Origin of the sequence: Streptomyces sp. NPDC053431 (assembly GCF_044544925.1) — a bacterium.
Lineage (GTDB): Bacteria > Actinomycetota > Actinomycetes > Streptomycetales > Streptomycetaceae > Streptomyces.
The window spans coordinates 74,709-96,935 of record NZ_JBITXX010000021.1; the positions used below are offsets into that span (position 1 = coordinate 74,709).

14 protein-coding genes and 1 pseudogene are annotated in these 22,227 nt (G+C 75.2%); 7 read left to right on the plus strand and 8 right to left on the minus strand.

Going from position 1 to position 22,227, the window contains the following annotated elements:
• Positions 1 to 26: 26 nt before the first annotated feature.
• The 4 genes from ACIGXE_RS33005 to ACIGXE_RS33020 form a co-directional block, all read right to left on the minus strand.
• Positions 27 to 3,572 carry an SAV_2336 N-terminal domain-related protein gene (locus ACIGXE_RS33005; RefSeq protein WP_399753292.1) on the minus strand — a complete coding sequence of 1,182 codons (3,546 nt, stop codon included), beginning with the start codon at positions 3,570 to 3,572 and terminating at the stop codon, positions 27 to 29.
• Positions 3,562 to 4,614: an AAA family ATPase gene (locus ACIGXE_RS33010; protein ID WP_399753294.1), complete on the minus strand. Its 1,053-nt coding sequence runs from the start codon at positions 4,612 to 4,614 to the stop codon at positions 3,562 to 3,564. The genes ACIGXE_RS33005 and ACIGXE_RS33010 overlap by 11 nt, the downstream gene beginning before the upstream one ends.
• A gap of 273 nt (positions 4,615 to 4,887) precedes the next feature.
• On the minus strand, positions 4,888 to 6,717 hold the full coding sequence (locus tag ACIGXE_RS33015) for a trypsin-like peptidase domain-containing protein (protein WP_399753295.1): 1,830 nt from the start codon (positions 6,715 to 6,717) through the stop codon (positions 4,888 to 4,890).
• On the minus strand, positions 6,717 to 7,199 hold the full coding sequence (locus ACIGXE_RS33020) for a CU044_2847 family protein (RefSeq protein ID WP_399753297.1): 483 nt from the start codon (positions 7,197 to 7,199) through the stop codon (positions 6,717 to 6,719). Before ACIGXE_RS33020 ends, ACIGXE_RS33015 begins: the two co-directional genes overlap by 1 nt.
• An 89-nt stretch (positions 7,200 to 7,288) precedes the next feature.
• On the opposite strand from ACIGXE_RS33020, the gene ACIGXE_RS33025 reads away from it, so the two are divergent.
• On the plus strand, positions 7,289 to 7,987 hold the full coding sequence (locus ACIGXE_RS33025; RefSeq protein ID WP_399753299.1) for a helix-turn-helix domain-containing protein: 699 nt from the start codon (positions 7,289 to 7,291) through the stop codon (positions 7,985 to 7,987).
• Positions 7,988 to 8,000: 13 nt separating this feature from the next.
• Here ACIGXE_RS33025 and ACIGXE_RS33030 read toward each other — a convergent pair.
• Positions 8,001 to 8,479: pseudogene (locus ACIGXE_RS33030) on the minus strand (VOC family protein).
• Between the two features lie 232 nt (positions 8,480 to 8,711).
• Between ACIGXE_RS33030 and ACIGXE_RS33035 the strand changes: the two are divergent.
• From ACIGXE_RS33035 to ACIGXE_RS33045, 3 genes are all read left to right on the plus strand, one after another.
• Positions 8,712 to 9,530, plus strand: a complete 819-nt coding sequence (locus tag ACIGXE_RS33035; RefSeq protein WP_399753301.1) for an SDR family NAD(P)-dependent oxidoreductase — start codon at positions 8,712 to 8,714, stop codon at positions 9,528 to 9,530.
• A 251-nt stretch (positions 9,531 to 9,781) separates the two neighbouring features.
• Complete coding sequence (gene rsgA / locus ACIGXE_RS33040) at positions 9,782 to 10,930, plus strand: ribosome small subunit-dependent GTPase A (RefSeq protein WP_399753303.1); 1,149 nt, start codon at positions 9,782 to 9,784, stop codon at positions 10,928 to 10,930.
• 238 nt (positions 10,931 to 11,168) lie between these two features.
• Positions 11,169 to 12,548, plus strand: a complete 1,380-nt coding sequence (locus tag ACIGXE_RS33045) for an AlkA N-terminal domain-containing protein (RefSeq protein WP_399753306.1) — start codon at positions 11,169 to 11,171, stop codon at positions 12,546 to 12,548.
• Between the two features lie 180 nt (positions 12,549 to 12,728).
• Here ACIGXE_RS33045 and ACIGXE_RS33050 read toward each other — a convergent pair whose 3' ends face one another.
• From ACIGXE_RS33050 to ACIGXE_RS33060, 3 genes are all read right to left on the minus strand, one after another.
• On the minus strand, positions 12,729 to 13,211 hold the full coding sequence (locus tag ACIGXE_RS33050) for a DUF456 domain-containing protein (protein ID WP_399753308.1): 483 nt from the start codon (positions 13,209 to 13,211) through the stop codon (positions 12,729 to 12,731).
• A gap of 65 nt (positions 13,212 to 13,276) precedes the next feature.
• Positions 13,277 to 13,711 (minus strand): hypothetical protein, encoded by a 435-nt coding sequence (locus tag ACIGXE_RS33055; RefSeq protein WP_399753310.1) that lies wholly within the window; start codon positions 13,709 to 13,711, stop codon positions 13,277 to 13,279.
• A 77-nt stretch (positions 13,712 to 13,788) separates the two neighbouring features.
• Positions 13,789 to 14,772: a helix-turn-helix domain-containing protein gene (locus ACIGXE_RS33060; RefSeq protein WP_399753312.1), complete on the minus strand. Its 984-nt coding sequence runs from the start codon at positions 14,770 to 14,772 to the stop codon at positions 13,789 to 13,791.
• Positions 14,773 to 15,007: 235 nt separating this feature from the next.
• On the opposite strand from ACIGXE_RS33060, the gene ACIGXE_RS33065 reads away from it, so the two are divergent.
• The 3 genes from ACIGXE_RS33065 (at position 15,008) to ACIGXE_RS33075 (ending at position 22,175) form a co-directional block, all read left to right on the plus strand.
• Entirely contained in the window at positions 15,008 to 18,823 is a 3,816-nt protein-coding gene (locus ACIGXE_RS33065) for a S8 family peptidase (RefSeq protein WP_399753313.1), read from the plus strand.
• 136 nt (positions 18,824 to 18,959) lie between these two features.
• Complete coding sequence (locus ACIGXE_RS33070) at positions 18,960 to 20,405, plus strand: protein phosphatase 2C domain-containing protein (protein WP_399753315.1); 1,446 nt, start codon at positions 18,960 to 18,962, stop codon at positions 20,403 to 20,405.
• A gap of 27 nt (positions 20,406 to 20,432) precedes the next feature.
• Positions 20,433 to 22,175: a pyruvate dehydrogenase gene (locus ACIGXE_RS33075; protein ID WP_399753317.1), complete on the plus strand. Its 1,743-nt coding sequence runs from the start codon at positions 20,433 to 20,435 to the stop codon at positions 22,173 to 22,175.
• Positions 22,176 to 22,227 lie beyond the last annotated feature (52 nt).

Sequence of the window (22,227 nt, forward strand, 5' to 3'; positions counted from 1 at the left end):
GGGCCTCCCGTCCCGGACGGGCGCCGCTACCAGCCGCGCCCAGGCCTTCGGCCGGAGCGCGGCTCCGGCGGCCGGGCCACCACGGTGTGCCGCCAGCCGCCCGCCGTCGCCGTGATCGTGCCGAAGTCCTTGCGCCGGGACCGCGTCAGCCGTGCGCGCAGCCCGTGCGAGATCAGCACCGTCACCACCACGGCGCCCCCCTCACCCGTCGCCCCCGCCTCGCGCCCCGCGCCCGCCAGCGCGCTCGCCGCGGCCTCGGTCTCGTCGTGCACGACCACGGACAGCCGCACCGGCTGCCGGACACCCGCCGGGAGCATGGCGGCCAGCTCGTACGGAAAGGTGTCCACCGCCCACTCCACGAGAGCGAGGGGGTCGGTCCCCGGCGGGATCGGGGCCTGTACCGGGCGGGTCGTCCGGGCCGACAGGGAAGCGCCCCCGCACGCCTCCCGCGCCAGCGCGGACACGATCTCCCTGACCTCCCGGGCCTCCGCCGCCCAGTGCGCCGGGTCGATCACCAGCCAGCCGGGCGACATGGCACCCGGCGCCTCCAGGGTGGCCAGCCGCCCGGCCAGCGTGTCGCGCAGCGCCAGCAGCCGGCCGCGTTCGCCCTCCGCCCAGGCGCCGACGACGCCCTCCAGCGGCTCCCCGTACCAGAGGTGCAGCGCCTGGCGCAGCTTGGACCGGGCCGTCCCGGTGTCCCCGCGGGCCTGCGCCCGCTCCGCCTGCGCGGCCAGGTTCTCTGCGCGCCCCACGTCGAGGAAGGCGTCCGGGACGTCGAGCAGGTACCCGTCGTCGAGCGTCCTGACCGGGATGCCGAGCGCCTGCAGGTGGAGCGCGTACTGCTGCGGGCGGATCCTCGGCTTCTCCGCCAGCGCCTCCGCCATCTCCGCCGCGGACACCGGTGCCCCCCGCGCGGCGAGCAGCCGGCACAGGAAGGCGTTGTTCTGGTAGGCGTCCGTCGAGACGTTGCGTCCGCCGAGGTACGCCTGGGGGCGGCCGAGCAGCCGGTAGTCGGAGGTCGTTCTCCTGAGCCTGCCTGCCAACCGCAGATTGGCCAGCTGGACCGCGCCCCGCTGGCGCTCGCGCGGGGACCGGGAGAGCAGCGCGGCGACGGCCTGGCGCAGCTCGGCCGGCAGCTCGGGGTCGAGGGACAGGGAGTCGGGGGTGACGCCCTCGGCATGCCGGCGCAGCACGGTCCGCAGGTCGCGTCCGGTGACCGGCGGCGCCCCCGTCAGCATCTCGTGGAGGATGCAGCCCAGGGAGTACAGATCGCCCTCCACCAGGAGCTCCCCGTCCTGCCGCTCCGGCGCCAGGTAGCGCGCTGTGCCGGACGTGGCCGGCCGGCCCGGCACCGGAGCGAGCGGGAACCGGCCGGTGCGGTCGGGGTCGTCGTGGGGCGGGGGATACGGCCGGGCGAGTCCGTAGCCGCAGAGCCGGGGCAGTCCGTCGTCGACGCCGAGCACCTTCGACGGGGTCAGGTCGCCGTGCGGGACGCGCGTCCCGCGGTGGTGCAGCGCCCACAGCCCGCTCAGGACGCCCTGGGCGATGGTCACGGCCTCCGTGACGGGCAGCGGGCCCCCGACCTCGTCGAGCCGCTGCCGCAGCGAGCGCCCGGGCACCAGTTCGGTGACCAGGCAGCAGCCCTGGTCGAGCACGACCGCGTCGAACACCTTCACCACGTGCGGGGCGACGATCCGCGCCACCTCGTACGTGCGGGCCAGGAAGTCCGCCCCGGCGGACCGCCGGTCGCGCCCGGGCCGGCCGACCCACACGGGCTCGCCGAACGCCGGGTAGGGGAAGTACGACAGCGCCACCTGCCGCTGCAGGTAGCGGTCGTACCCGCGCCACACGGGCACCGTGGTGCCCCCCAGCCGCTCGTAGACCTCGTACCGGTCGCCGTCGAGCGGCGGTGGCGCGAGCCCGCCCCCCGCGGCGCCGTCCGGCGGGGCGCCCCGCGGTGCCGGGGCCCGGCCGCGCTCGGGTCCGCGCAGCAGCCGTACGCTCTCCTCGCTCACCAGCGCGAACGGCTGCCCGGCCGCCCGTTCCGCGCCCCGCCCGGCGAGGCTCTCCACCAGGGCGCGGAACTCGCCCGGCAGGGCGCCCGCGCGGGCGTCGATCTCGGCGCTCACCCGGGCCAGCAGCTCCGCCGTGCGGACGAGGGAGGAACGCGGGAGCGTGCCGAGCAGGACCTCGCGCACCCCGGGACGGAACTCGTACGCGCCGGGGGCCGCGCCCGGATGCGCGCGCAGCATGCCGCTGAGGACCACCTCGGCGAGGTGCTGCGGCTCGGGCCGCTCCTCGATCGCCGCCTGGACGAGCCGCATCACGGGCAGCTGGGCCGAGCCGACCGCCAGGTGCGCGGCGAGCCGGAACGCCTGGGGCGAGGCGAGCGCGCGGAAGCGCAGGACCAGTTCCTCGGGATCGGTGTCCTCGGGCACCAGGGCGTCGTCCGGGGCCGTGGGGCCGCCGGGCGTCACGAACGCCGCCGCGCCCGGCACCTCCGTACCGGCGGGGGAGGCGATCAGGGCGGCCCAGTGGCCGAGCCAGACGTCGGTGGGTTCGAGCACGGGCACGGGCAGACCGGCCGCGCCGGCGCCGTCCTCGTACCGGGCGAAGTCGTCGTAGGGGGTGAAGTCCAGGGCCGCGTTGGGGACCCCGGCGGCGGGGGCGGCGAACCGGCCCGGCACCGTGGGCAGGGCGGTGTGCCGCCACAGCCGCTCCGGCAGCGGCTGCAGCACGGCCACCGGCGCCTCACGGGCCAGGGCGGCCAGCGCGCCGCGCCAGCGCAGCCCGGCCGGTTCCGCGCGCCACTGCGGTCCCATGCCGTCGCTGATCACGAGGACGGCGGTACGGCCCCGTTCGCGATGGCGCCGGGGCAGCAGCCCGTCCTCGCCGAGCCGGAGCACGTCCAGGGTCCGGAAGGCGCCGGTCTGCGCGAGGACGGTGTGCAGCTCGCGCACCAGCGGCCGCCACATCGTCATCGTCGGGCCGGAGTCGAACACGATCCGCAGATGCAACCAGCGCTCCTGCCGGGGCCGCAGCACCGGCGGCCACAGCCGCGGGCGCGGGTCGCCGAGCGCGGCGATCCGGTCGGCGGTGGCGGCCTCGTCCAGCTCCCGGCCCGTCGCGCTCGGCACCGTGCGCCGCAGCGGCCGCAGCGAGCGCTGGAGGGCGAGCGGCCGGGCCAGCATCGGCGGGGCGGGCGCGAGCAGCGCGGTGTGCGGGGAGCCGGCGGCGGGTTCGGGCGCGGGCTCGGCGGCGGGTGTGTGCAGCGGGACGCGGGGGGCCGGGGCCGGCGCGGGCCCGGCCGCTTCGGTAACGCGCGGTTCGGGTACGGCGGCGGGTTCGGGCCGCGGGGCCGCGGGAACCGGCGCCGGCGGCCGGGTCACCGGCAGGGGCGTCCGGTCCCCCTGCGGCGCCCGCGCCGGACCCCGCTCGGGAGCCGGGCCCAGCTGCCGGGCCAGCCACAGGAGTTCGGCCAGCTCCCGGCCGGTCGGCGGCTCCTGCCCGGCCCGTCCCAGAACCCGGGCCAGGGCGTTCAGGGCCTCCCCGGCCGGCCGCTCAGCCGCCATCGACGTCCCACGACTCCGTCGCCCGCCCGAGATACGGCATCAGCGCCTCGGCCAGCTCCGTGCGCGAGCCGGCGTCCAGGCCCGAGGTCCGTGTCAGGTAGATCGCGTTGAGCAGCTGGTCGGTGGCGAGCTCGCCGGCGCTGCCCCGGTGCAGGAACGCGTCGACGAGCGCGTGGTCCCGCTCGTCGAGCTCCCCGAGATGCGCCCGGACGATGTCCTCCAACTGCTCGCGCACCGGCTGGCGCAACTCGAGGCGCACACAGCGGCGCAGGAACGCGGGCGGGAACTCCCGCTCGCCGTTGCTGGTCAGCACCACGAACGGGAAGGCCCGGCAGCGGACCTCGCCGTGCCGCACCGGCACCCGCTCCTCGGAGTCCGCCACCATCACCCCGGCCACCGGGTGCGAGCGCGCCGCCCGCACCAGCTCCGGGATCTCGTACTGCCCCTCCTCCAGGACGTGCAGCAGGTCGTTGGGCAGATCCAGGTCGGACTTGTCGATCTCGTCGACGAGCAGCACCCGCGGACGCTCGTACGGCAGCAGCGCGGTGCCCAGCGGGCCGAGACGCAGATGGTCCTCGATCGCCGCCTCCCCGCGGGCCGGCTCACCGGCGCCCGCCTCGCCCGCGGCGGGTTCGCCGCCGCCGGCCCGCCCGGCCGCGTACAGCCGTGACAGCGGGTCGTAGCGGTACAGGCCGTCGGTGAGCGCGGTACGGCTGGTGATGTTCCAGCGCAGCACCCGGCCGAGCCGCAACTCCCGCGCCACCGCGTACGGCAGGCTGGACTTGCCGCTCCCCGGCGGGCCGGTCACGAGCAGCGGACGGCGCAGGTACAGGGCCGCGTTCACCAACTGCACGGTCTCCGGCGTCGGCTGGTACGTCCGGGCCCGGTGCGCCCGGCCGGGCGTACCGTCCTCGCCGTCCTCGGTCCGGGCCGGCGGCAGCGCGGGCCCGCCGTCGAAGGCGCGCCACGGCGGCGGCGCGGGCAGCGCGTCGATGCCGTCGTGCGGCGCGCTGGAACCGGTGTAGACGGGCCAGAGGGACATGGGCGCTGCTCCAAGCTGCGATACGAGGTGTGTTCAAGGGGTGCGTCGAGAGCGTGCGTTCAGGGGCTGCGTTCAGGGGCTGCGTCGGGCGGGCGCGTCCGGACGGTGCTTCCGGTGGGCTCGCGCGGCGTACTGGTGGGGTGGGCTCGTGCGGCGGGCTCGTGCGGCGGGCTCCCCAAGGGGCTTGTCCGGTGGCCCCCTCCGGGTTTCCGGTGGGCCCCTCCGGTAAGCCCGTCCGGTGGGGCGGTCCGGTGGGGCGTTCCGCCGGGCTCGTCATCCGACCGGGGAGTGGCGCAGCGGCCGGACATCGGGGAAGCGCCGTGGGTCCTCCCACACGAGGGACAGGTTCGCCGCCCAGTGCGGTTCCGGTCCCTCGTGCAGGAACGCCTCCTTGCGCAACCGGAAGACCACCTCCGGCAGTTCGGACGGAGGGAGCCGGGAGATGCGCTCCGCGACGCGGTCGAGGAACCCGGCGCCCGCGCAGCTTCCGGTGCACGGCCCGCCGGGCGGGCAGCCGTTGCGCGGCCACAGCACGATCGGCGCCGGCGCGTCCAGGGCCGCGCCGTACAGGCTGCGCTCCCGGGACGCCGTCGGCGGCCGGGAGAAACCCACCGGCCCCCGTACGTCCTGCAGCAGCACCGAGAGCTGCGCCGCCCGGTGGGTGCTGGAGCAGGCGACCCGGTGCAGGGGCGAGCCGTCCTGCCCGTCCATCTCCTCCCACAGCCGCCGGAGCTGGAACTGCTGCCGGCCCTTCGACCGCCGGTCGTGGTCGAGCACCACCACCGGCGAACTGCAGCCGAGCGGCGGCTCCTTGCCGCGCCGGCGGGTCCACTGGTCGACGTCCTTGTTCAGCCAGGAGCGGGGCAGCGCGAAGGCGACCAGCGGGCGGCCGTCCACGATCTCGTCGTACGCCTCGTCGACCCGGTCCAGCACCCATCCGCGCAAACCGGCCGTGCCGAGCCGCCGCTCGCTCACCAGGAGCCGGTCCCCGCCCTGGTAGACGGACACCTCGGCGATCACCGTGTTGCTGTCGACCCCGCTGCGCCGCACCTCGACGAGGATCGGGGCCCACGGCAGGGCGCCCTGCGCACGGGGCCCGGACGCGTGCGCGGTGCCTGCGTGGTCCGGGGGCGGGGCGGGACAGGCGCGGGGGCCACCGTGGCGGGGCGGCGCCTCGCCCAGGGCCGCCTCCCGACGGGCGCGGTGCTCGCGCGACCAGGTCCGGAAGGCGCGGCGCAACTCCTCGTCGTCCACCGTGTCCGCCACCCGCAGGGCGAGCTCGGCGAGCGGCAGCCGGCCGCGCAGCGGGGCCGCCTCGGTGAGCAGGTACCACACGCCCTGCCACAGGCCACCGGGCGCGACCGGCGGAAGGGCGGGGCCCAGAGGGCCGGCCGCCGCCTGCAGCAGCCGCTCGACGGGGACGGACAGCGGCCCGCCCCGTTCGGCCCGGGCCACGAGCTCCCGTAACCGGCGCTTCTCCTCGGTCGTGCAGCCGGGCGTGGGCACCAGGTCGGCGAGGGCCGGGACGTGCCGGGCGAGCACCCGGGCGGGAATGATCCGGGCGTTGCGCACGGTGGGGTCGTACGAAGCGACCATTCCGACGACCGTGCCGTCGCCGGCGCGCATCGCGGCGGCGCCGCTGAAGCCGTGCGAGGGCTCCTGCCCGTACCCCGTCCAGTACTCGGCCTGGTTCCACTCGTCGTGGATCAACTGCCCGGCCGCGGTGATCCGGAGCTCGGTCTGGGCGCCCTCCCGCCCGTATCCCTCGGGGAAGCCGTACGCCACCAGGCGGGGCGGCTCGCCCACGTCTCCCACGCCCTCGGGCCCGGCGAAGACGATCGGCGGCACCGCCACCGCCCGGTCGAGCGTGAGCACGGCGACGTCACCGGTGTCGGTGGGCGAACCGCCCCACGGGCCGCGCTCGGCGACCCGGGCCGGGATCTCGCCGAGGCCCTGGGCGCCGGGGAACCAGACGGAGACCTCGTCGACGTCCTGCACGACATGGGCGCAGGTCAGAAGGGTGTCCGGGGCCACGAGGAAGCCGGAGCCCAGGACCGTGCCCGCGTGGTCCACACGTACGTGCCAGGCGGGGGAGGGCGGCATCACGGGGCCTCGGGCGACGCCTCGTCACCCGCCTCCGGCCCGGAGCCGGGACGGGACGGCCCAGGGGGTTCGGAAGCAGCCTGCGGGCCGGCCCCCGGCCCACCCCCGGCCCGGCCTGCCGGCTCCGTGACACGGTCCGGCACCGAGACCGTCGCCTCCGTGCCCCGGCCGTCCGGGGTCCACGAGAGGCGCACCACCAGATGTCCCTCGACCGCCGTCTTGGCGATCACGGCTCCCGCCTCGGCCGTCAGCTTCACCCCGAACTCCAGCTCCACGCCGTCCGGCCGGAGCGCACCCCCGCGGAACACCGCGAGCGCCGACTCGGCCGCCGTGCGGATGCCGGCCAGGGCCTCGTCGAGGGTCTGGCCCGCGCGGACCAGGGAGTTCCCGCCACGGGACACCGGCCGCTGGCCCGGCTGGAGGCCGTCGGCCTCCACCAGGACGGCTCCGCTCTCCGTGTCGAACTCCATGAATGTGCTCACAACGACCCCCGTGGCCCTGGCAGTTGGCTCGTGCACCATTCTGGCCTCACCGTCCCGCGCGTGTCAGCGGATCGGCCTACCCTGGTGGGGTGTACGAGGAACGCCCCTCCCGGCTCGACGGAGCGGTCGTCTGGACCAACAGGCCGACCGGTCAGGGCTTCCGCCCGGTGCTGCCCGACGGCTGCATGGACCTGATCTGGGCCGACGGCCGGCTGCTGGTCGCCGGCCCCGACACCCGCGCGTACGTCCCCCGGACCCCCGCCGACAGCTACACGGGCGTGCGCTTCGCACCGGGCGACGCGCCCACCCTGCTCGGCGTCGAGGCGAGCGCCCTGCGCGACCGGCGGATCGACCTCGCCGACCTGTGGGGCGCCCGCACGGCCCGCCGCCTCGCCGACACCGTGACCGGCGCGACCGACCCCGCGACCGCCCTGGAGACACTGGTACTGCGCCGCGCGGCCGACGCCCCCGCCCCCGACCCACTGCTACGGGCCGTCGTCGCCCGCCTTCGCTCGGGCGCGAGCGTGGCGGCCGCGGCGGACGCGATCGGACTCGGCGCCCGGCAACTGCACCGGCGTTCGCTCGCCGCGTTCGGCTACGGCCCGAAGACGCTGGCCCGGATTCTGCGGCTGCGGCGCGCGCTCGACCTGGTCGCGGCCGGGGTGCCTTACGCGGAGGCGGCCCACCGCGCGGGCTACGCGGACCAGGCCCACCTGTCCCGCGAGATGCGCGCCCTGACGGGGACGACCTTGACGACCTACACCACGCAGGCGTCCGAGGAGCCGTAAACCCGGACCGGCCCTAGTCGCCCACCGCGCTCTCCGCGTCCGCCGCGCTCTCCGCGCCCTCCGCGCCCTCCGCGCCCTCCGCGCCCTCCGCGTCCGCGTACAGCGACACCGCCGTGCCGTCCGGGTCGAGCACGACCGCGTAGCGCTGGCCCCAGACGGCGTCCCAGGGCTTGAGGTGGCCGCGGTGGCCGGCGGCCGTGAGGGCCTCGTAGACCGCGTCGACCTCGCCCGGGTCCGCGCAGCGGAACGCGAGGGCGACCCGGTCGCCGCCGGCGGCCGGGCGGGTCCAGCCCGGGTCGAAGGACCGGACGACCTCCTCCGTGTCCCACAGGACCCGCAGGCCGCCGGGCAGCGTCACCTCCACGTGCGGGGCGGACTCGGCGCCGGCGGGACGTCCAGGCCGAGCAGGCGGTAGAAGGCGAGGGAGGCGCCCATGTCGGCGGTGACCAGGCCGATGACGTCGAGGCGGGGGTGGGGTCGGTTCTCGTTCATGCCCGGCACGTTAGGAGGGCTGCGCCCGACGCGTCTTGAACGGATCGGACATGGCCACGGATACGGGCACGGGCACCGGGCATGGGCACCGGGCACGGACACGGACTCGGACACGGACATGGGCACGGACACGGACACGGACACGGCCACGGATACGTCCAGCCTGGTGGTGGTGACACCAGGTGCGCCACCCACTCCCCACTCCGCGCCGCACCCTGGCAGCGTCTCCGCCATGAATCAGCGCACCACTCTCGTCACCGGCGCCACCTCCGGCATGGGCCGCGCCCTCGCCCTCGACCTGGCCGCGCGCGGCGGCACCCTCCTGCTGCACGGCCGGGACCGCGCCCGGCTGGACGCCGTGGCGGCCGAGGCGCGGGCGGCCGCGGCTCCGGGCACCGCCGTCCGCACGTATCTCGCCGACCTGGCCGACCTCGACCAGGTGCACGCCCTCGCGGAACGGGTCCGCGCGACGGAGCCGCATCTCGACGGGCTCGTCAACAACGCCGTGGCCGGCGGCGGCGCACGGCCGCTGGAGCGCGAGCTGAGCGCGCAGGGGCACGAACTCCGCTTCGCCGTGAATCACTTGGCGCCCTACGCCCTGACCCGCGGCCTGCTGCCGCTGCTCAAGGCCTCGTCTCCGGCCCGTGTCGTCAACGTCGCCTCGATCGGCCAGGAGGCCGTCGACTTCGACGACGTCATGCTGGAGCGCGACTACGAGGGCCTGCGCGCGTACTGTCGCAGCAAGGTGGCCCTGATCATCGCGACCTTCGAACTCGCCGCCGAACTGCGCGGCACCGGCGTGACGGTGAACACCCTGCACCCGGCCCACCTGATGGACACGCCCGCCGTCCGCGCGTACGGGTTCACCCCCGCCGTCGGCACGGAGGAGGGCGTCCGGCCGACGGTGCGCCTGCTCCTCGACCCCGAACTCGCCGGCACGACCGGGCGCTACTTCGACCGGTTCACCGACAGCAGGGCCCACGAGCAGGCGTACGACACCGAGGCCCGCGCCCGCCTGATGGAGCTGACGCACCGCCTGATCCACAGCTGAAGGGCGGCGGGAAATAAATGCTTGGCGCTCTTCGCCTGGGCCGCGCTACGGTGAAGGCACCACGCAGATCGCGGTCCGAAGGGCCGTGGTCCGGAAGACCGTTGAGACCAGGAGGTGTGACCGATGGCTGTCGTCACGACGGGCCGTGCCCGCATCCAGATGATCGTCCACTCCACCTCCGTGGCCACCGGCTGACCTCTTCCACCAGCTGCCCGTGCGCAGCGCCGGGGCCACCCTGTGAAGGGCTCCCCTTGTCTTCCTCGCTTTCCTCTTTCTCTTCCGCTTCCTCTTTCTCGTCCTCCTCGCCGTCTTCCGCCGCTCGCACCTCCCTGCGCGCGTACGGCTGGGACGAGGCCTGGGAGGCCGAGTTCGCCCCGTACGCCGCCCAGGGCCTGCTGCCCGGACGCGTCGTCCGGGTCGACCGGGGGCAGTGCGACCTCGTGACCCCTGAGGGTTTCGTGCGCGCCGACACCGCCTTCGTCACCCCGCACGACCCGCTGCGGGTCGTCTGCACCGGCGACTGGGCCGCCGTCGACCCCGACGGCGCCGGCGATCCCCGTTACGTACGGGCCTGCCTGCCGCGCCGGACCGCGTTCGCCCGGTCCACGTCGTCCAAGCGGTCCGAGGGGCAGATCCTCGCCGCCAACGTCGACCACGCGATCATCACGGTCTCGCTGGCCGTCGAGCTCGACCTCGGGCGGATCGAGCGCTTCCTCGCGCTCGCCTGGGAATCCGGAGCGCAGCCGCTCGTCGTCCTCAGCAAGGCCGACCTGGTGCCCGACCCCGTCGGGCTGTCGTACCTGGTCGAGGACGTCGAGACGGTCGCCCCCGGCGTCCAGGTGCTTCCCGTGAGCTCCCAGACCGGCGAGGGCCTCGACGTGCTCCGCGCGGTCGCGGCGGGCGGCACGAGCGTGCTGCTCGGCGTCTCCGGCGCCGGAAAGTCGACCCTCGCCAACACCCTGCTCGGCGACGACGTCATGGACGTCCGGGCGGCGCGTGACGTGGACGGCAAGGGCCGGCACACCACGACCACCCGCAACCTGCTCGTCCTGCCCGGCGGCGGCGTGCTCATCGACACGCCGGGCCTGCGGGGCGTCGGCCTGTGGGACGCCGAGGCCGGGGTCGGTCAGGTCTTCGCCGAGATCGAGGACCTGGCGGCGCAGTGCCGCTTCCACGACTGCGGCCACGCGTCGGAGCCGGGCTGTGCCGTCACGGCCGCCATCGCCGACGGCTCCCTCCCCGAGCGGCGCCTCGACAGCTACCACAAGCTCCTCCGCGAGAACCAGCGCCTGGTCGCCAAGACCGACGCCCGCCTCCGCGCCGAGATGCTCAAGGACTGGAAGCGCAAGGGCGCGGAGGGCCGCGCGGCGCTGGACCTCAAGCGCGGTCGTCTCCGCTAGGAGCCAGGAGCCAGGAGCTAGGAGCTAGGAGCTAGGAGCCAGGAGCTACGAGCTACGAGCTACGAGCCAGGAGCCAGCAGCCCGGAGCGGGACCGGCCGCCCCCGGCAGACTGCCGGGGGCCGTCGGCGCGCGTCCGGAACGGCCCGGAGGGGCCGTCCGGACCCGGCCCGCGACGCCGCCGCCTCCGTGTCCGAAATCCGCCAGCCGAGCCCCCTCGCCTCCCGCACACTGGAGGGCATGACGGACACGGCGACGGCGGACACGGTGACGGGCGCGCCCGCGGACGAGGACACCCGCTACGAGGCGGTCAGCAGCAGGGACGCGCGGTTCGACGGGGTGTTCTTCTTCGCGGTGGCCACCACCGGCATCTACTGCCGGCCCAGCTGCCCCGCCGTCACGCCCAAGCGGCGCAACGTCAGCTTCTTCCCGACCGCCGCCGCCGCGCAGGGGCACGGTTTCCGGGCCTGCCGCCGCTGCCGGCCCGACGCCGTCCCCGGGTCGGCGGAGTGGAACGTGCGGGCGGACGTCGTCGCCCGGGCCATGCGGATGATCGGCGACGGGGTGGTGGACCGTGAGGGCGTGCCCGGGCTCGCCGTACGGCTCGGGTACAGCGCCCGGCAGGTGCAGCGGCAGCTCACCGCCGAGCTGGGCGCCGGTCCCGTCGCGCTCGCCCGTGCCCAGCGGGCGCACACCGCACGGCTGCTGCTGCAGACCACCGGGCTGCCCGTCACCGAGATCGCCTTCGCGTCCGGTTTCGCCAGCGTCCGGCAGTTCAACGACACCATGAGGGCGGTCTACGCCCGCACCCCCACCGAGCTGCGCGCCGAGTCCGGCACCGGCGCGGGTCCGCGCACCGCGCTGGCCGCCGGGGTCCCGCTGCGGCTCGCGCACCGGGGGCCGTACGCGGCCGGGGAGGTCTTCGACCTGCTGGCCGCCGAGGCGGTGCCGGGGGTCGAGGAGGTCGTCGGCGCGCCCGGCTCCCGCACGTACCGGCGCACGCTCCGGCTGCCGTACGGCACCGGGATCGTCTCCGTGGACGAGCGTTCTCCGGGCCGCTGGCTGGAGGCCCGGATCCACCTCACCGAGCTGCGCGACCTGACCACCGCCGTCCAGCGCCTGCGGCGGCTGCTCGACCTGGACGCCGACCCGTACGCCGTCGCCGAACGCCTCGGCGCCGACCCGGCCCTCGCCGCCGAGGTCGCCGGGCGGCCCGGCGTACGGTCCCCGGGCACGGCGGAGCCGGAGGAGTTCGCCGTACGGACGGTCGTCGGGCCGGAGGAGGCCGCGCGGCTCGTCGAGCGGTACGGGACGCCGCTGGAGACCCCCTGCGGCACGCTCAGCCATGTCTTCCCCGAGCCCGGCGCGCTCACCGGCCATCCGGTCGCGGGCCCGCTGGCCACGGCGCTCACCGACGGGAGCATCCGGCTGGACCCGGGCGCCGACCGGGACGCCTCCGCGGCGGCCCTCGCCGCCGTCCCCGGCGTCACCGCCGAGGCCGCCGCCGTCATCCGCACGCGCGCCCTCGGCGATCCGGACGTCGCCCCGCAGGGCCTCCCGGACCACCCGGAGTGGCGCCCCTGGCGCTCGTACGCGGCCCGCTACCTGCGCGCCGCCTGAGGCGTGTCCCGGAAGATCCGCCCGGCTCGCCGCCGCCCTCGCCCGCCGCCCGGACCACCACGCTCAGCCCGAGCTCACGGTCCCTGCCCTCGCTCGCGACGTGGCCCACCGCGCTCGGCCCCGGGTCGCCGCCCCCGGGTCACCGCCCCCGCCCCCGCCCGCAACCCGGCCCCCCCGCACTCAGCCCCAGATCACCGCCCCCGCCCACGCCCCCGCGATCAGCAGGCACGCGAAGAGCTCCACCAGGACGCTCGTCCCCGCCGCCCGCATCACCGTGCGGGTGGCCGCCCTCGCCTGCCCGTGGCCGCCCAGGCGCAGGCGTTCCGAGAGGTAGATCCCGCCGACGAAACCGGGGATCGCGCCGAGCACCGGGATCAGGAAGAAGCCCAGGAGGGCGCCGACCCCCGCGTACGCCACCATGCGCCGGGTGATGCCGACCCCGCGGAAGCGGCGGGGCGGCAGCTGCCAGACGACCACCTGGGTGAGGAGCAGCAGTCCGGTGGAGGAGACGAGGAGGATCCAGGCGAGGCCCGTCTGCTCGTGCAGCGACCACCAGAGCATCGCCGCCCACACCAGCCACGTCCCCGGCACGCCGGGCGTGAGCACCCCGAACAGGCCGAGCAGCATCACCATCGCGATCAGCAGGAGCTGCCACACACCCATCTGCCAAGGGTGCAGGACCGTCGGTGTTCCCGCAGGTCAAGGGCGACGGACGGGGGACGGGAGGGTCAGTTCGCGACGGGCAGGGCGGCGGCCACCTGATTGCGCGCCTTGCGGTCGATCAGCGGGAAGATGATCTTCAGCGAGGTCTCGCTGTACGGCGACGAGAGCACGAACGACGAGTTCAGGAACCGTTCCTTGATCTCCGAGCGGAACAGGCCCGCCCGCTGGATGGTCATCGTGTGCTCGACCGGCTTGGCGAACATCGGGTCCGCCCGGAAGATGTGGATCCGGCGGTCCGTCATCGCCAGGTACATCGGCGTCGGCACCGGGACCACCGCCATCGCCCCGCCGCTCGCGATCGCCGACGCGATGCCGAACGCGGCGGTCCGGCGCACCGAGACCGAGCTCAGGTTGACGAGGGAGGTGACCTCCACCCGCTCCCCGGGCTCCAGCATCGGGGTGACGGTGGCCAGCAGGGCGCGGCGGCGCCTTCCGTTCATGGGGGGTGCTCCTGAGGGGCGTCGGTGGAACTCGTACGAAAACCGGGCGCTCACCCTGCCATACGGCTCCGGGCGCCTCAGCGGCGGGCCACCCACCCCTTCTCGTACGCGTGCCAGCCCAGCTGCAGCCGGGTCGTCACCCCCGTCAGCTCCATCAGGCCCTTCACCCGCCGCTGCACGGTCCGCAGCCCCAGGTCCAGCTGCTTGGCCACGCTCGCGTCCGTCATGCCCGCGAGCAGCAGGCTCAGGATCTCCAGGTCCGTCGGGTCGGGGCCCGCGGTCTCCTCCTCCGTCACCTGCGCGCCCGCGCCGAGCCGGAGCGGCAGGGCCTCGCGCCAGACCGACTCGAAGAGGCCCATGAGCGATTCGAGCAGGCCGCTCGCGTGCACCACGAGCGCGGCCGGTTCGGCGCCGCGGCCGGTGAGCGGCACCATCGCCAGCGAGCGGTCGGCCACCACGAGCTTGGTCGGCACCCGGTCCACCACCCGGATCCGCTCGTGCCGGCCGAGCGCCGCCGACAGCTCGGCGAGGCCCGACGGCAGGCCGAGCACCTCGCGCTCGATCACCACCCGGTAGCGCACGCCCCGCTCGACGGCCAGCGCCTCCGCGGTGTTCTCCAGACCGGACACGGCGATCGGCTTGCCCGTCACCAGCGCGCAGACCTCTTCGGTCGCGCCCAGCTGCAGCTGCAGGAAGCGGTGGGTGACGGCGCTCGCGCCGGTCACCACCTCGACCAGGTCGTGCACGGCCGGTTCGGTGGCCTCCGCGCGGTACTCCTGGGCGAGCAGCGCCGCGGCCAGCTCCGCCTGCTCCAGCTCGTGCCGCTGCTGGGTGAGCAGCGCGCCGAGCGCCACCCCGGGCGGGGCCGCGACCCAGCGGCCGGTGCGGGCCGAGGACTGGGCGGCCAGACCCTGGGACTCCAGGCGGCGCAGCGCCCGTTCGGTGTCGCCCTCGGGCAGGGCGAGCCGATGGGCCAGGTCGGAGACCTCGGCAGCGCCCAGCGCGACCAGCGCGCGGTAGGCGGACTCCTGCCGCTCGTCGAGACCTATCGCTCCCAGCATCACTGAGTCCACCCCTCGCGCGGACGTCCCCGGACGAGCCGGGACAATTCCCGGACGGCCGGCGGACGTGTTCGTTCCGTTGGTGCAGTGGCGGGAATCGGCCACGGCGCATTCCCGCCGCGCCCATCCTGCCTGCACCACCCTCACCTCTGCCAATGTGGCGCCACCGCAGCACCAACCGCCTCCGGACATAGGCGCCTTGTGGCGTCATGCCCGGAATCAGATGGGGAGAGCGATGCGCCCGATTTCGCGTACGGCCCTGGGGGCGGCGACCGCCGCCGTCCTGGCTGTGACCGCGGTTGCGGCGTCCGCGGCAGCAGCGCCGCAGGACGACCCGGCGACCGCCGAGCGACCGCTGGTGGGCAGCGAGGCAGCCGGCCGCGCCGGCGAGCGAAGCGAGATGGGGGTCCCCCCGGCCGAAGGCTGGGGGAGGACCGCCACGGTCACCCTCGTGACCGGCGACCGGGTCGTGGTGACCCGCGACGCCTCGGGCGAGGCGGCCGCCGCCGCGCTGCCCCGGGCGGACGGCACCGTCCCGTTCGTGCAGACCCGCCGGTCCGGCCAGGATCTCTACGTCTATCCCGAGGGCGCCACCGCCGCGCTGGCCGCCGGCCGGGTCGACGAGGAGCTCTTCAACGTCACCGGACTGATCCGCCAGGGCTACGACGACGCCGGCACGGCCACCCTGCCGCTCATCGCCGTCTACGGAACGGATCTGGCCACCGCCCGCACCGTGCCGGCCGCCCCGCGCGGCGCCACCCGCGGCCAGGTCCTGAGGACCGTCGACGCCGTCGCCCTCAAGGCCGACAAGAAGCAGGCCGCCGCCTTCTGGGCCGACGTCACCGGCCCCGCCGCCCGTTCCACCGCCGGCGGCCTCGAGAAGCTGTGGCTCGACCGCAAGGTGCGGGCCACCCTGGAGCGCTCGACCGTCCAGGTCCACGCCCCCGAGGCCTGGGCCGCCGGCTTCGACGGCACCGGCACCAAGGTCGCCGTGCTCGACACCGGCGCCGACGCCGAGCACCCGGACCTCAAGGGCCGGATCGTCGCCGCGGAGAACTTCACCGACTCCGACAGCGCCGACGACCGCCAGGGCCACGGCACCCACACCCTCTCCACCGTCGGCGGCAGCGGCGCCGCGAGCGGCGGCAGGAAGAAGGGTGTCGCCCCCGGCGCCGCCCTCCTCAACGGCAAGGTCCTCGACGACTCGGGCTCCGGCGCCACCTCGTGGATCATCGCCGGCATGGAGTGGGCCGTCACCCAGGGCGCCGACGTCGTCTCCATGAGCCTCGGCAACCCCTCCGAGACCGACTGCACCGACCCGATGAGCGTCGCCGCCGAACAACTCGCCCGGAACAAGGGCACGTTGTTCGTCATAGCCGCCGGCAACTCGGGACCCGCCACGAACACCGTCTCCTCGCCCGGCTGCGCGCCGAGCGTCCTCACCGTCGGCGCCACCGACCGGGACGACTCCACCGCGTACTTCTCCAGCCGCGGCCCCGCGGCCGACGCCGCGCACACCCTCAAGCCGGAGATCGCCGCCCCCGGCGTCGGCATCTCCGCCGCCGCGGCCGGCGGCCGGGGCGTCTACGCCTACCAGGCGATGTCCGGCACCTCGATGGCCACCCCGCACGTCGCGGGCGCCGCCGCCGTCGTCAAGCAGCGCCACCCCGACTGGACCGCCCAGCAGATCAAGGCCGCGCTCGTCTCCTCCGCCGACAGCGGCGTCCCCGGCGACACCCGCGAGGTCGGCGGCGGCCGCCTCGACGTCAAGGCCGCGATCGACCAGCGGGTCCTCGGCGCCCCCGCCGTCCAGGCCGGCACCTTCAGCTGGCCGCAGCACAGCAGCGACCGCACCACCGTTGCCGTCCCCTACACCAACACCGGCGACACGCCCGTCACCCTCGACCTCGCCGTCGAGAAGGTCACCGGCAACGACGGCTCCGCCGTCCGGTCCCCGGTCGCCCGCCTCGGCCGGCGCACCGTGACCGTCCCGCCCGGCGCCACCGTCGAGGTCCCGCTCGAGATCGACCCCACCGCCCGCCTGGAGCGCGCCCAGTACGGCGACGTCACCGGCCGCGTGGTCGCCACCGGCGAGGGCCGCGTCCACGTCTCCACCCCGTTCGCGCTCCACGTCGAGCCCGAAACCCTCACCCTGCGCGTCAAGCTGATCGACCGCCAGGGCAAGCCGGCCGACGGCGCCTCCTCGCTCGACGTCATCGGCACCGACGACGCGCGCGGCGAGCGCCGCTTCAACGAGGGCTCCGCCGACCAGGTCTACCGGCTGCGCGCCGGCGGCTACTTCCTCTCCTCCTTCGTCACCACCCCCGACACCGGCGCGGGCGCCACGCTCGACGACTCCGTCAGCTACCTCGCCCGCCCCCAGCTGGAACTGAGGAAGGACACCACGGTCGTCCTCGACGCCCGCCGGGCCCACCGCCTCCAGGTCCGCACCCAGCAGCCCACCGAAGTCCGCGGCGTCACCCTCGCGTTCAGCCGCGCCTGGGACGACACCTGGCTGCACGCCGGCACCGCCGCCGGACCGCGCACCATCCGCGGCTACTACGCCTCCGTCGAAGGCCGCGCCGAGGACGGCACCTTCGAGTTCGGCAGCTACTGGCGCGCCGCCGCCCCGCAGATCAGCGCCCTCAGGACGGGTGACGGGCTGCTCCTGCACCCGCTCACCGGCTCCCTCGGCTCCGACAACCTCGACGGCACCGGCTCCGCCCGGCTCGTCGACGCGGGCGCCGGCACCCCCGCCGAACTCGCCGCCGCCCAGGTCAAGGGCCGGATCGCCCTGGTCCGTCTGCCCGACGACAGCACGAGCGCGACCACCCTCGCCCGTGACGCCAAGGCGGCCGGCGCCGTCGCCGTCCTCGCGTACCACCGGGCCGAGGGCCGCTGGTACCCCAGCGGCGGCTTCACCGGGATCGGCCTGCCGGTCCTCTCGGTGCCCGCCGCCGAGGCCACACAGCTCCTCGGCAGGCTGGCCGCCGGAGAGGTCACCCTCGCCTGGAAGGCCACCGCGAAGAGCCCGTACGTCTACAACCTGGCCTTCCCGGAGACCCGCGCGATCCACGACGACCGGACCTACCGGGTCGAGGACCGCGACCTGGGCCGCACGGACTCCCGGTACGGCTCCTCCGGCATCGCCGCGGACTTCGTCGAGTTCCCCGCCGCCTACCGGCCAGACGGCACCGTCGTCGGCTTCGGCTCGCCGGCGACCGTCCCCGCACCCGGCACCCGCACCGCCTACTACACCGCCGGCGACACCGCCTGGCAGTCGCTCGTCGGCAGCGGCTTCCCGTTCGGCGAACTGATGGTCGGCAGCCGGCACGCCTACACCGCCGGCGAGCGCCGCACCGAGGACTGGTACGACGGCGTCCTCGCCCCCACCGCCCCGCGCGACGCCACCGGCGCGCCGGTGCTCGTCGCCGAACGCCAGGGCAACCTCATCGGCTTCGCCGACGCGATGTGGGGCGACGGCACGCACCACGCCGAGCCCGGCTCCTTCGGCGACATCGGCAACCTGCGCCTGAGCAGGGACGGTGAGGAGATCGGCGCGAGTGCCTGGCCGTTCGGGGTCTTCGAGGTGCCGGCCGAGCCCGGCACGTACACCCTCGAGCAGAACACCATGAAGATCGGCAGCAAGGTGTGGGCCCGCTCGACCTCCGTCAACTCGGTGTGGAAATTCACCTCCGCGCTCGACGAGAACGTCTATTCTCAGGGCATCCCGATTCTCTTCCCCCGGTACGACCTTCCGGAGGACGGACTCAAGACCCTCGCGGCGACCGACGGCCAACAGATCGGCCTCGGCGTCACCGGTCACGCGGGCTACAAGGCAGCCGCTCTCACCGCGGCCAGGCTCTCGTACTCCTACGACGGCGGCACGACCTGGACCGAAGCGCGGGTCTCCCACCAGGGCGACGCCTGGACCGCGACCGTGAACCACGCGGGCGCCGGCGGCAAGCAGGTCACCCTGAAGACCGAACTGACGGACGCCCACGGCAACTCCGTCACCCAGACCGTGGTCCGCGCTTACGACGTGCGCTGACCACGCCGGTCCGCCGGGCGTCCTTCCCGTGGGGGGTGGGGCCGCCCGGCGGACCCCTCGTTCCACCGCCGATTCCGCCGCGACACATTTGCGGATGTCCCGTTTTCTGACGGCCTGTGCGGTGGACAATAAGGGCATGACTCAGCAGGGGGACACCAACTGGTGGGACAAGCTCTACGACGAGGCGGCGCCCGACACCGGGCCCGCCCCGACCGCCGACAGCCTCGACGAGCGCTACGACTCCGCGAGCCGCACCACCACGGCCGCGCCGCCCCAAGCGCCCGCGCCGCTCGCCCCGGCCGCCGCGCCCGGCTCGCGCGGGGAGCCCGCCCGGCTCGCCCCGCCCACCCCGACCGCCGAGATCGAGCCGCCCGTGCCGGCCGCCCCGACCGAGGCCGCACCCGCCGAGGCGCCCACCGTGCAGGTCCCCGCGCCCCGGCCCCGTAGCGGTCACGTCGGCACCCGGCCGCCCACCTACGAGGCCGAGCCCACCGCCCTGCCCACGGCCCGCCCCGGCGAGCTCGAAGCGCTCGTCGCCGACACCGTTCTCGACGGCGCCCGCTACGGCGCCTACACCCTGCGCGCCGCCTCCGTCCGCGGCGACTCCGCCCGCTTCCGCGGCGAACCCCGCCGCGACGCCCTGCTCACCGCCCGCTTCGGCCAGGACGAGGCCGCTCTCGTGCTCGTCGCCGTCGCCGCCGGACGGCGGGCCGGCGAGCACACCCACCTCGCCGCCGCGGACATCTGCCGCTGGATCGGCGAGGCCGTCGGCCGCAGCCACACCCGGCTCTCCGAGGACATCCGCACCGGCCGCCGCGGCGACCTCAAGTCCGGTCTCCACCGGCTCACCGACCGCGCCTACGGCAAGCTCCGCGCCCGCGCCGTCGAACGCGGGCTCGACCCCGAGGAGTACGCGGCCGGCTTGCGCTGCCTGCTGCTCTCCGCCGACCCCGAGTGCCGCACCCGGGTGTTCTTCGGCATCGGTCCCGGCGGCCTCTTCCGGCTCCGTGACGGCTCCTGGCAGGACATCGAGCCGCTGCTCCCCGAGCCCGCGGCGACCGTCGGCGCCCCGGTCGTCGGCTTCGGCTCCCCGCCACCGAGCTCCCCGCCCCTCAGCGCCCCGGCCCCGGGCCCCTCCACGCCGAGGCCCCCGGCCCCGGGCCCCGGACCGTCGGGGGCGCCCGCGTCGTCCGGCGCCCCCGGCCCTCACGGCGCGTCCGACGCCACCGGCACCACCGAGGCATCCGACGCGCCCGAGGCCACCGAGGACGGCGACCGGCTCACCATGAGGCTCGGCGTCGCCGACGCCCCCGGCCGGCCCTTCATCGAGGACCAGCTGCCCCCGCCCGCCGAGCCGTTCCGCTTCCGCGCCTCCGTCGCCCGCCCCGGCGACACCCTGCTGCTCGCCTCGCCCGGCCTCGCCGCACCCCTGCGCGGCGAACCGGCGCTCGCCCGCGAGCTCGCCGCCCGCTGGGCCGGCACCCCCGAACCACCCGGCCTGGCGGCCTTCCTCGCCGACACCCAACTGCGCGTCACCGGTTACGCCGACGACCGTACGGGGGTGGCCGTCTGGGAGGCGTAACCTCCGCGGCCATGGGTTGATGGACCCATGGCCAAACAGAATGTCGCAGAACAGTTCGTCGACATCCTCGTCCGCGCGGGCGTCCAGCGCCTCTACGGCGTGGTCGGCGACAGCCTGAATCCCGTCGTCGACGCGATCCGCCGTGACTCCGCCATCGACTGGATCCAGGTGCGGCACGAGGAGACCGCGGCCTTCGCCGCCGGTGCCGAGGCGCAGATCACCGGCAGGCTCGCGGCCTGCGCGGGCTCCTGCGGCCCGGGCAATCTGCACCTCATCAACGGCCTGTACGACGCCCACCGCTCCATGGCCCCGGTGCTGGCCCTCGCCTCCCACATCCCCTCCGGCGAGATCGGCCTCGGCTACTTCCAGGAGACCCACCCGGACCAGTTGTTCCGCGAGTGCAGCCACTACAGCGAGCTCATCTCCAACCCCCGGCAGATGCCCCGGCTGCTGCAGACCGCGATCCAGCACGCGGTGGGCCAGGGCGGGGTCAGCGTGGTCGCCCTGCCCGGTGACATCGCCTCCCAGCCCGCCCCCGAGAAGACGGTCGAGAGCGCGCTCGTCACGACCCGGCCCACGGTCCGGCCGGGGGACGCCGAGATCGACGCCCTCGTCCGGATGATCGATTCGGCCGAACGGGTGACGCTGTTCTGCGGCAGCGGCACCGCCGGCGCGCACGCCGAGGTCATGCAGTTCGCCGAACGGGTGAAGTCGCCCGTGGGACACGCGCTGCGCGGCAAGGAGTGGATCCAGTACGACAATCCCTACGACGTCGGCATGAGCGGACTGCTCGGCTACGGCGCGGCCTACGAGGCCACCCACGAGTGCGACCTGCTGATCCTGCTCGGCACCGACTTCCCGTACAACGCCTTCCTGCCGGACGACGTGAAGATCGTGCAGATCGACGTACGGCCCGAGCGGCTCGGCCGGCGGTCCACCCTCGACCTCGCGGTGTGGGGAGACGTCCGCGAGACCCTGCGCTGCGTCATTCCCCGCGTACGGGCCAAGACGGACCGGCGTTTTCTCGACAAGATGCTGAAGAAGCACGCCGACGCCCTGGAGGGCGTGGTCAGGGCGTACACCCGCAAGGTCGAGAAGCACGTGCCGATCCACCCCGAGTACGTCGCCTCGGTGCTCGACGAACTCGCCGACGACGACGCCGTGTTCACCGTCGACACGGGCATGTGCAACGTGTGGGCCGCCCGCTATCTCACGCCCAACGGACGGCGCCGGGTCATCGGCTCCTTCAGCCACGGCTCCATGGCCAACGCGCTGCCGCAGGCCATCGGCGCGCAGTTCGTCGACCGCGGGCGGCAGGTCGTCTCGATGTCCGGAGACGGCGGATTCTCCATGCTGATGGGCGACTTCCTCACCCTGGTCCAGTACGACCTGCCCGTGAAAGTCGTGCTCTTCAACAACTCCTCGCTGGGCATGGTCGAGTTGGAGATGCTGGTGGCCGGACTTCCCTCGTACGGAACCACGAACAAGAACCCGGACTTCGCCGCCATCGCCCGGGCCGCCGGTGCCTACGGAGTGCGGGTGGAGAAGCCCAAGCAGCTCGCGGGTGCGCTGAAGGACGCCTTCAAGCACCGGGGGCCGGCGCTCGTGGACGTGGTCACCGACCCCAACGCGCTGTCGATTCCGCCGAGGATCAGCGCCGAGATGGTCACCGGGTTCGCCCTCTCCGCCAGCAAGATCGTGCTCGACGGGGGAGTGGGGCGGATGCTCCAGATGGCCCGGTCGAACCTGCGGAACGTGCCCAGGCCCTGACGGTCCGTACCCGCCGATGAATGCGGGCCCGGCACCTGGGCATGCATCCCCG

Coding starts and splice junctions, on each gene's coding strand:
- ACIGXE_RS33005 (WP_399753292.1), bottom strand. CDS start 3,572: ATGGCGGCTGAGCGGCCGGCCGGGGAGGCCCTGAACGCCCTGGCCCGG.
- ACIGXE_RS33010 (WP_399753294.1), bottom strand. CDS start 4,614: ATGTCCCTCTGGCCCGTCTACACCGGTTCCAGCGCGCCGCACGACGGC.
- ACIGXE_RS33015 (WP_399753295.1), bottom strand. CDS start 6,717: ATGCCGCCCTCCCCCGCCTGGCACGTACGTGTGGACCACGCGGGCACG.
- ACIGXE_RS33035 (WP_399753301.1), top strand. CDS start 8,712: ATGAATCAGCGCACCACTCTCGTCACCGGCGCCACCTCCGGCATGGGC.
- ACIGXE_RS33045 (WP_399753306.1), top strand. CDS start 11,169: ATGACGGACACGGCGACGGCGGACACGGTGACGGGCGCGCCCGCGGAC.
- ACIGXE_RS33050 (WP_399753308.1), bottom strand. CDS start 13,211: ATGGGTGTGTGGCAGCTCCTGCTGATCGCGATGGTGATGCTGCTCGGC.
- ACIGXE_RS33055 (WP_399753310.1), bottom strand. CDS start 13,711: ATGAACGGAAGGCGCCGCCGCGCCCTGCTGGCCACCGTCACCCCGATG.
- ACIGXE_RS33060 (WP_399753312.1), bottom strand. CDS start 14,772: ATGCTGGGAGCGATAGGTCTCGACGAGCGGCAGGAGTCCGCCTACCGC.
- ACIGXE_RS33065 (WP_399753313.1), top strand. CDS start 15,008: ATGCGCCCGATTTCGCGTACGGCCCTGGGGGCGGCGACCGCCGCCGTC.
- ACIGXE_RS33070 (WP_399753315.1), top strand. CDS start 18,960: ATGACTCAGCAGGGGGACACCAACTGGTGGGACAAGCTCTACGACGAG.
- ACIGXE_RS33075 (WP_399753317.1), top strand. CDS start 20,433: ATGGCCAAACAGAATGTCGCAGAACAGTTCGTCGACATCCTCGTCCGC.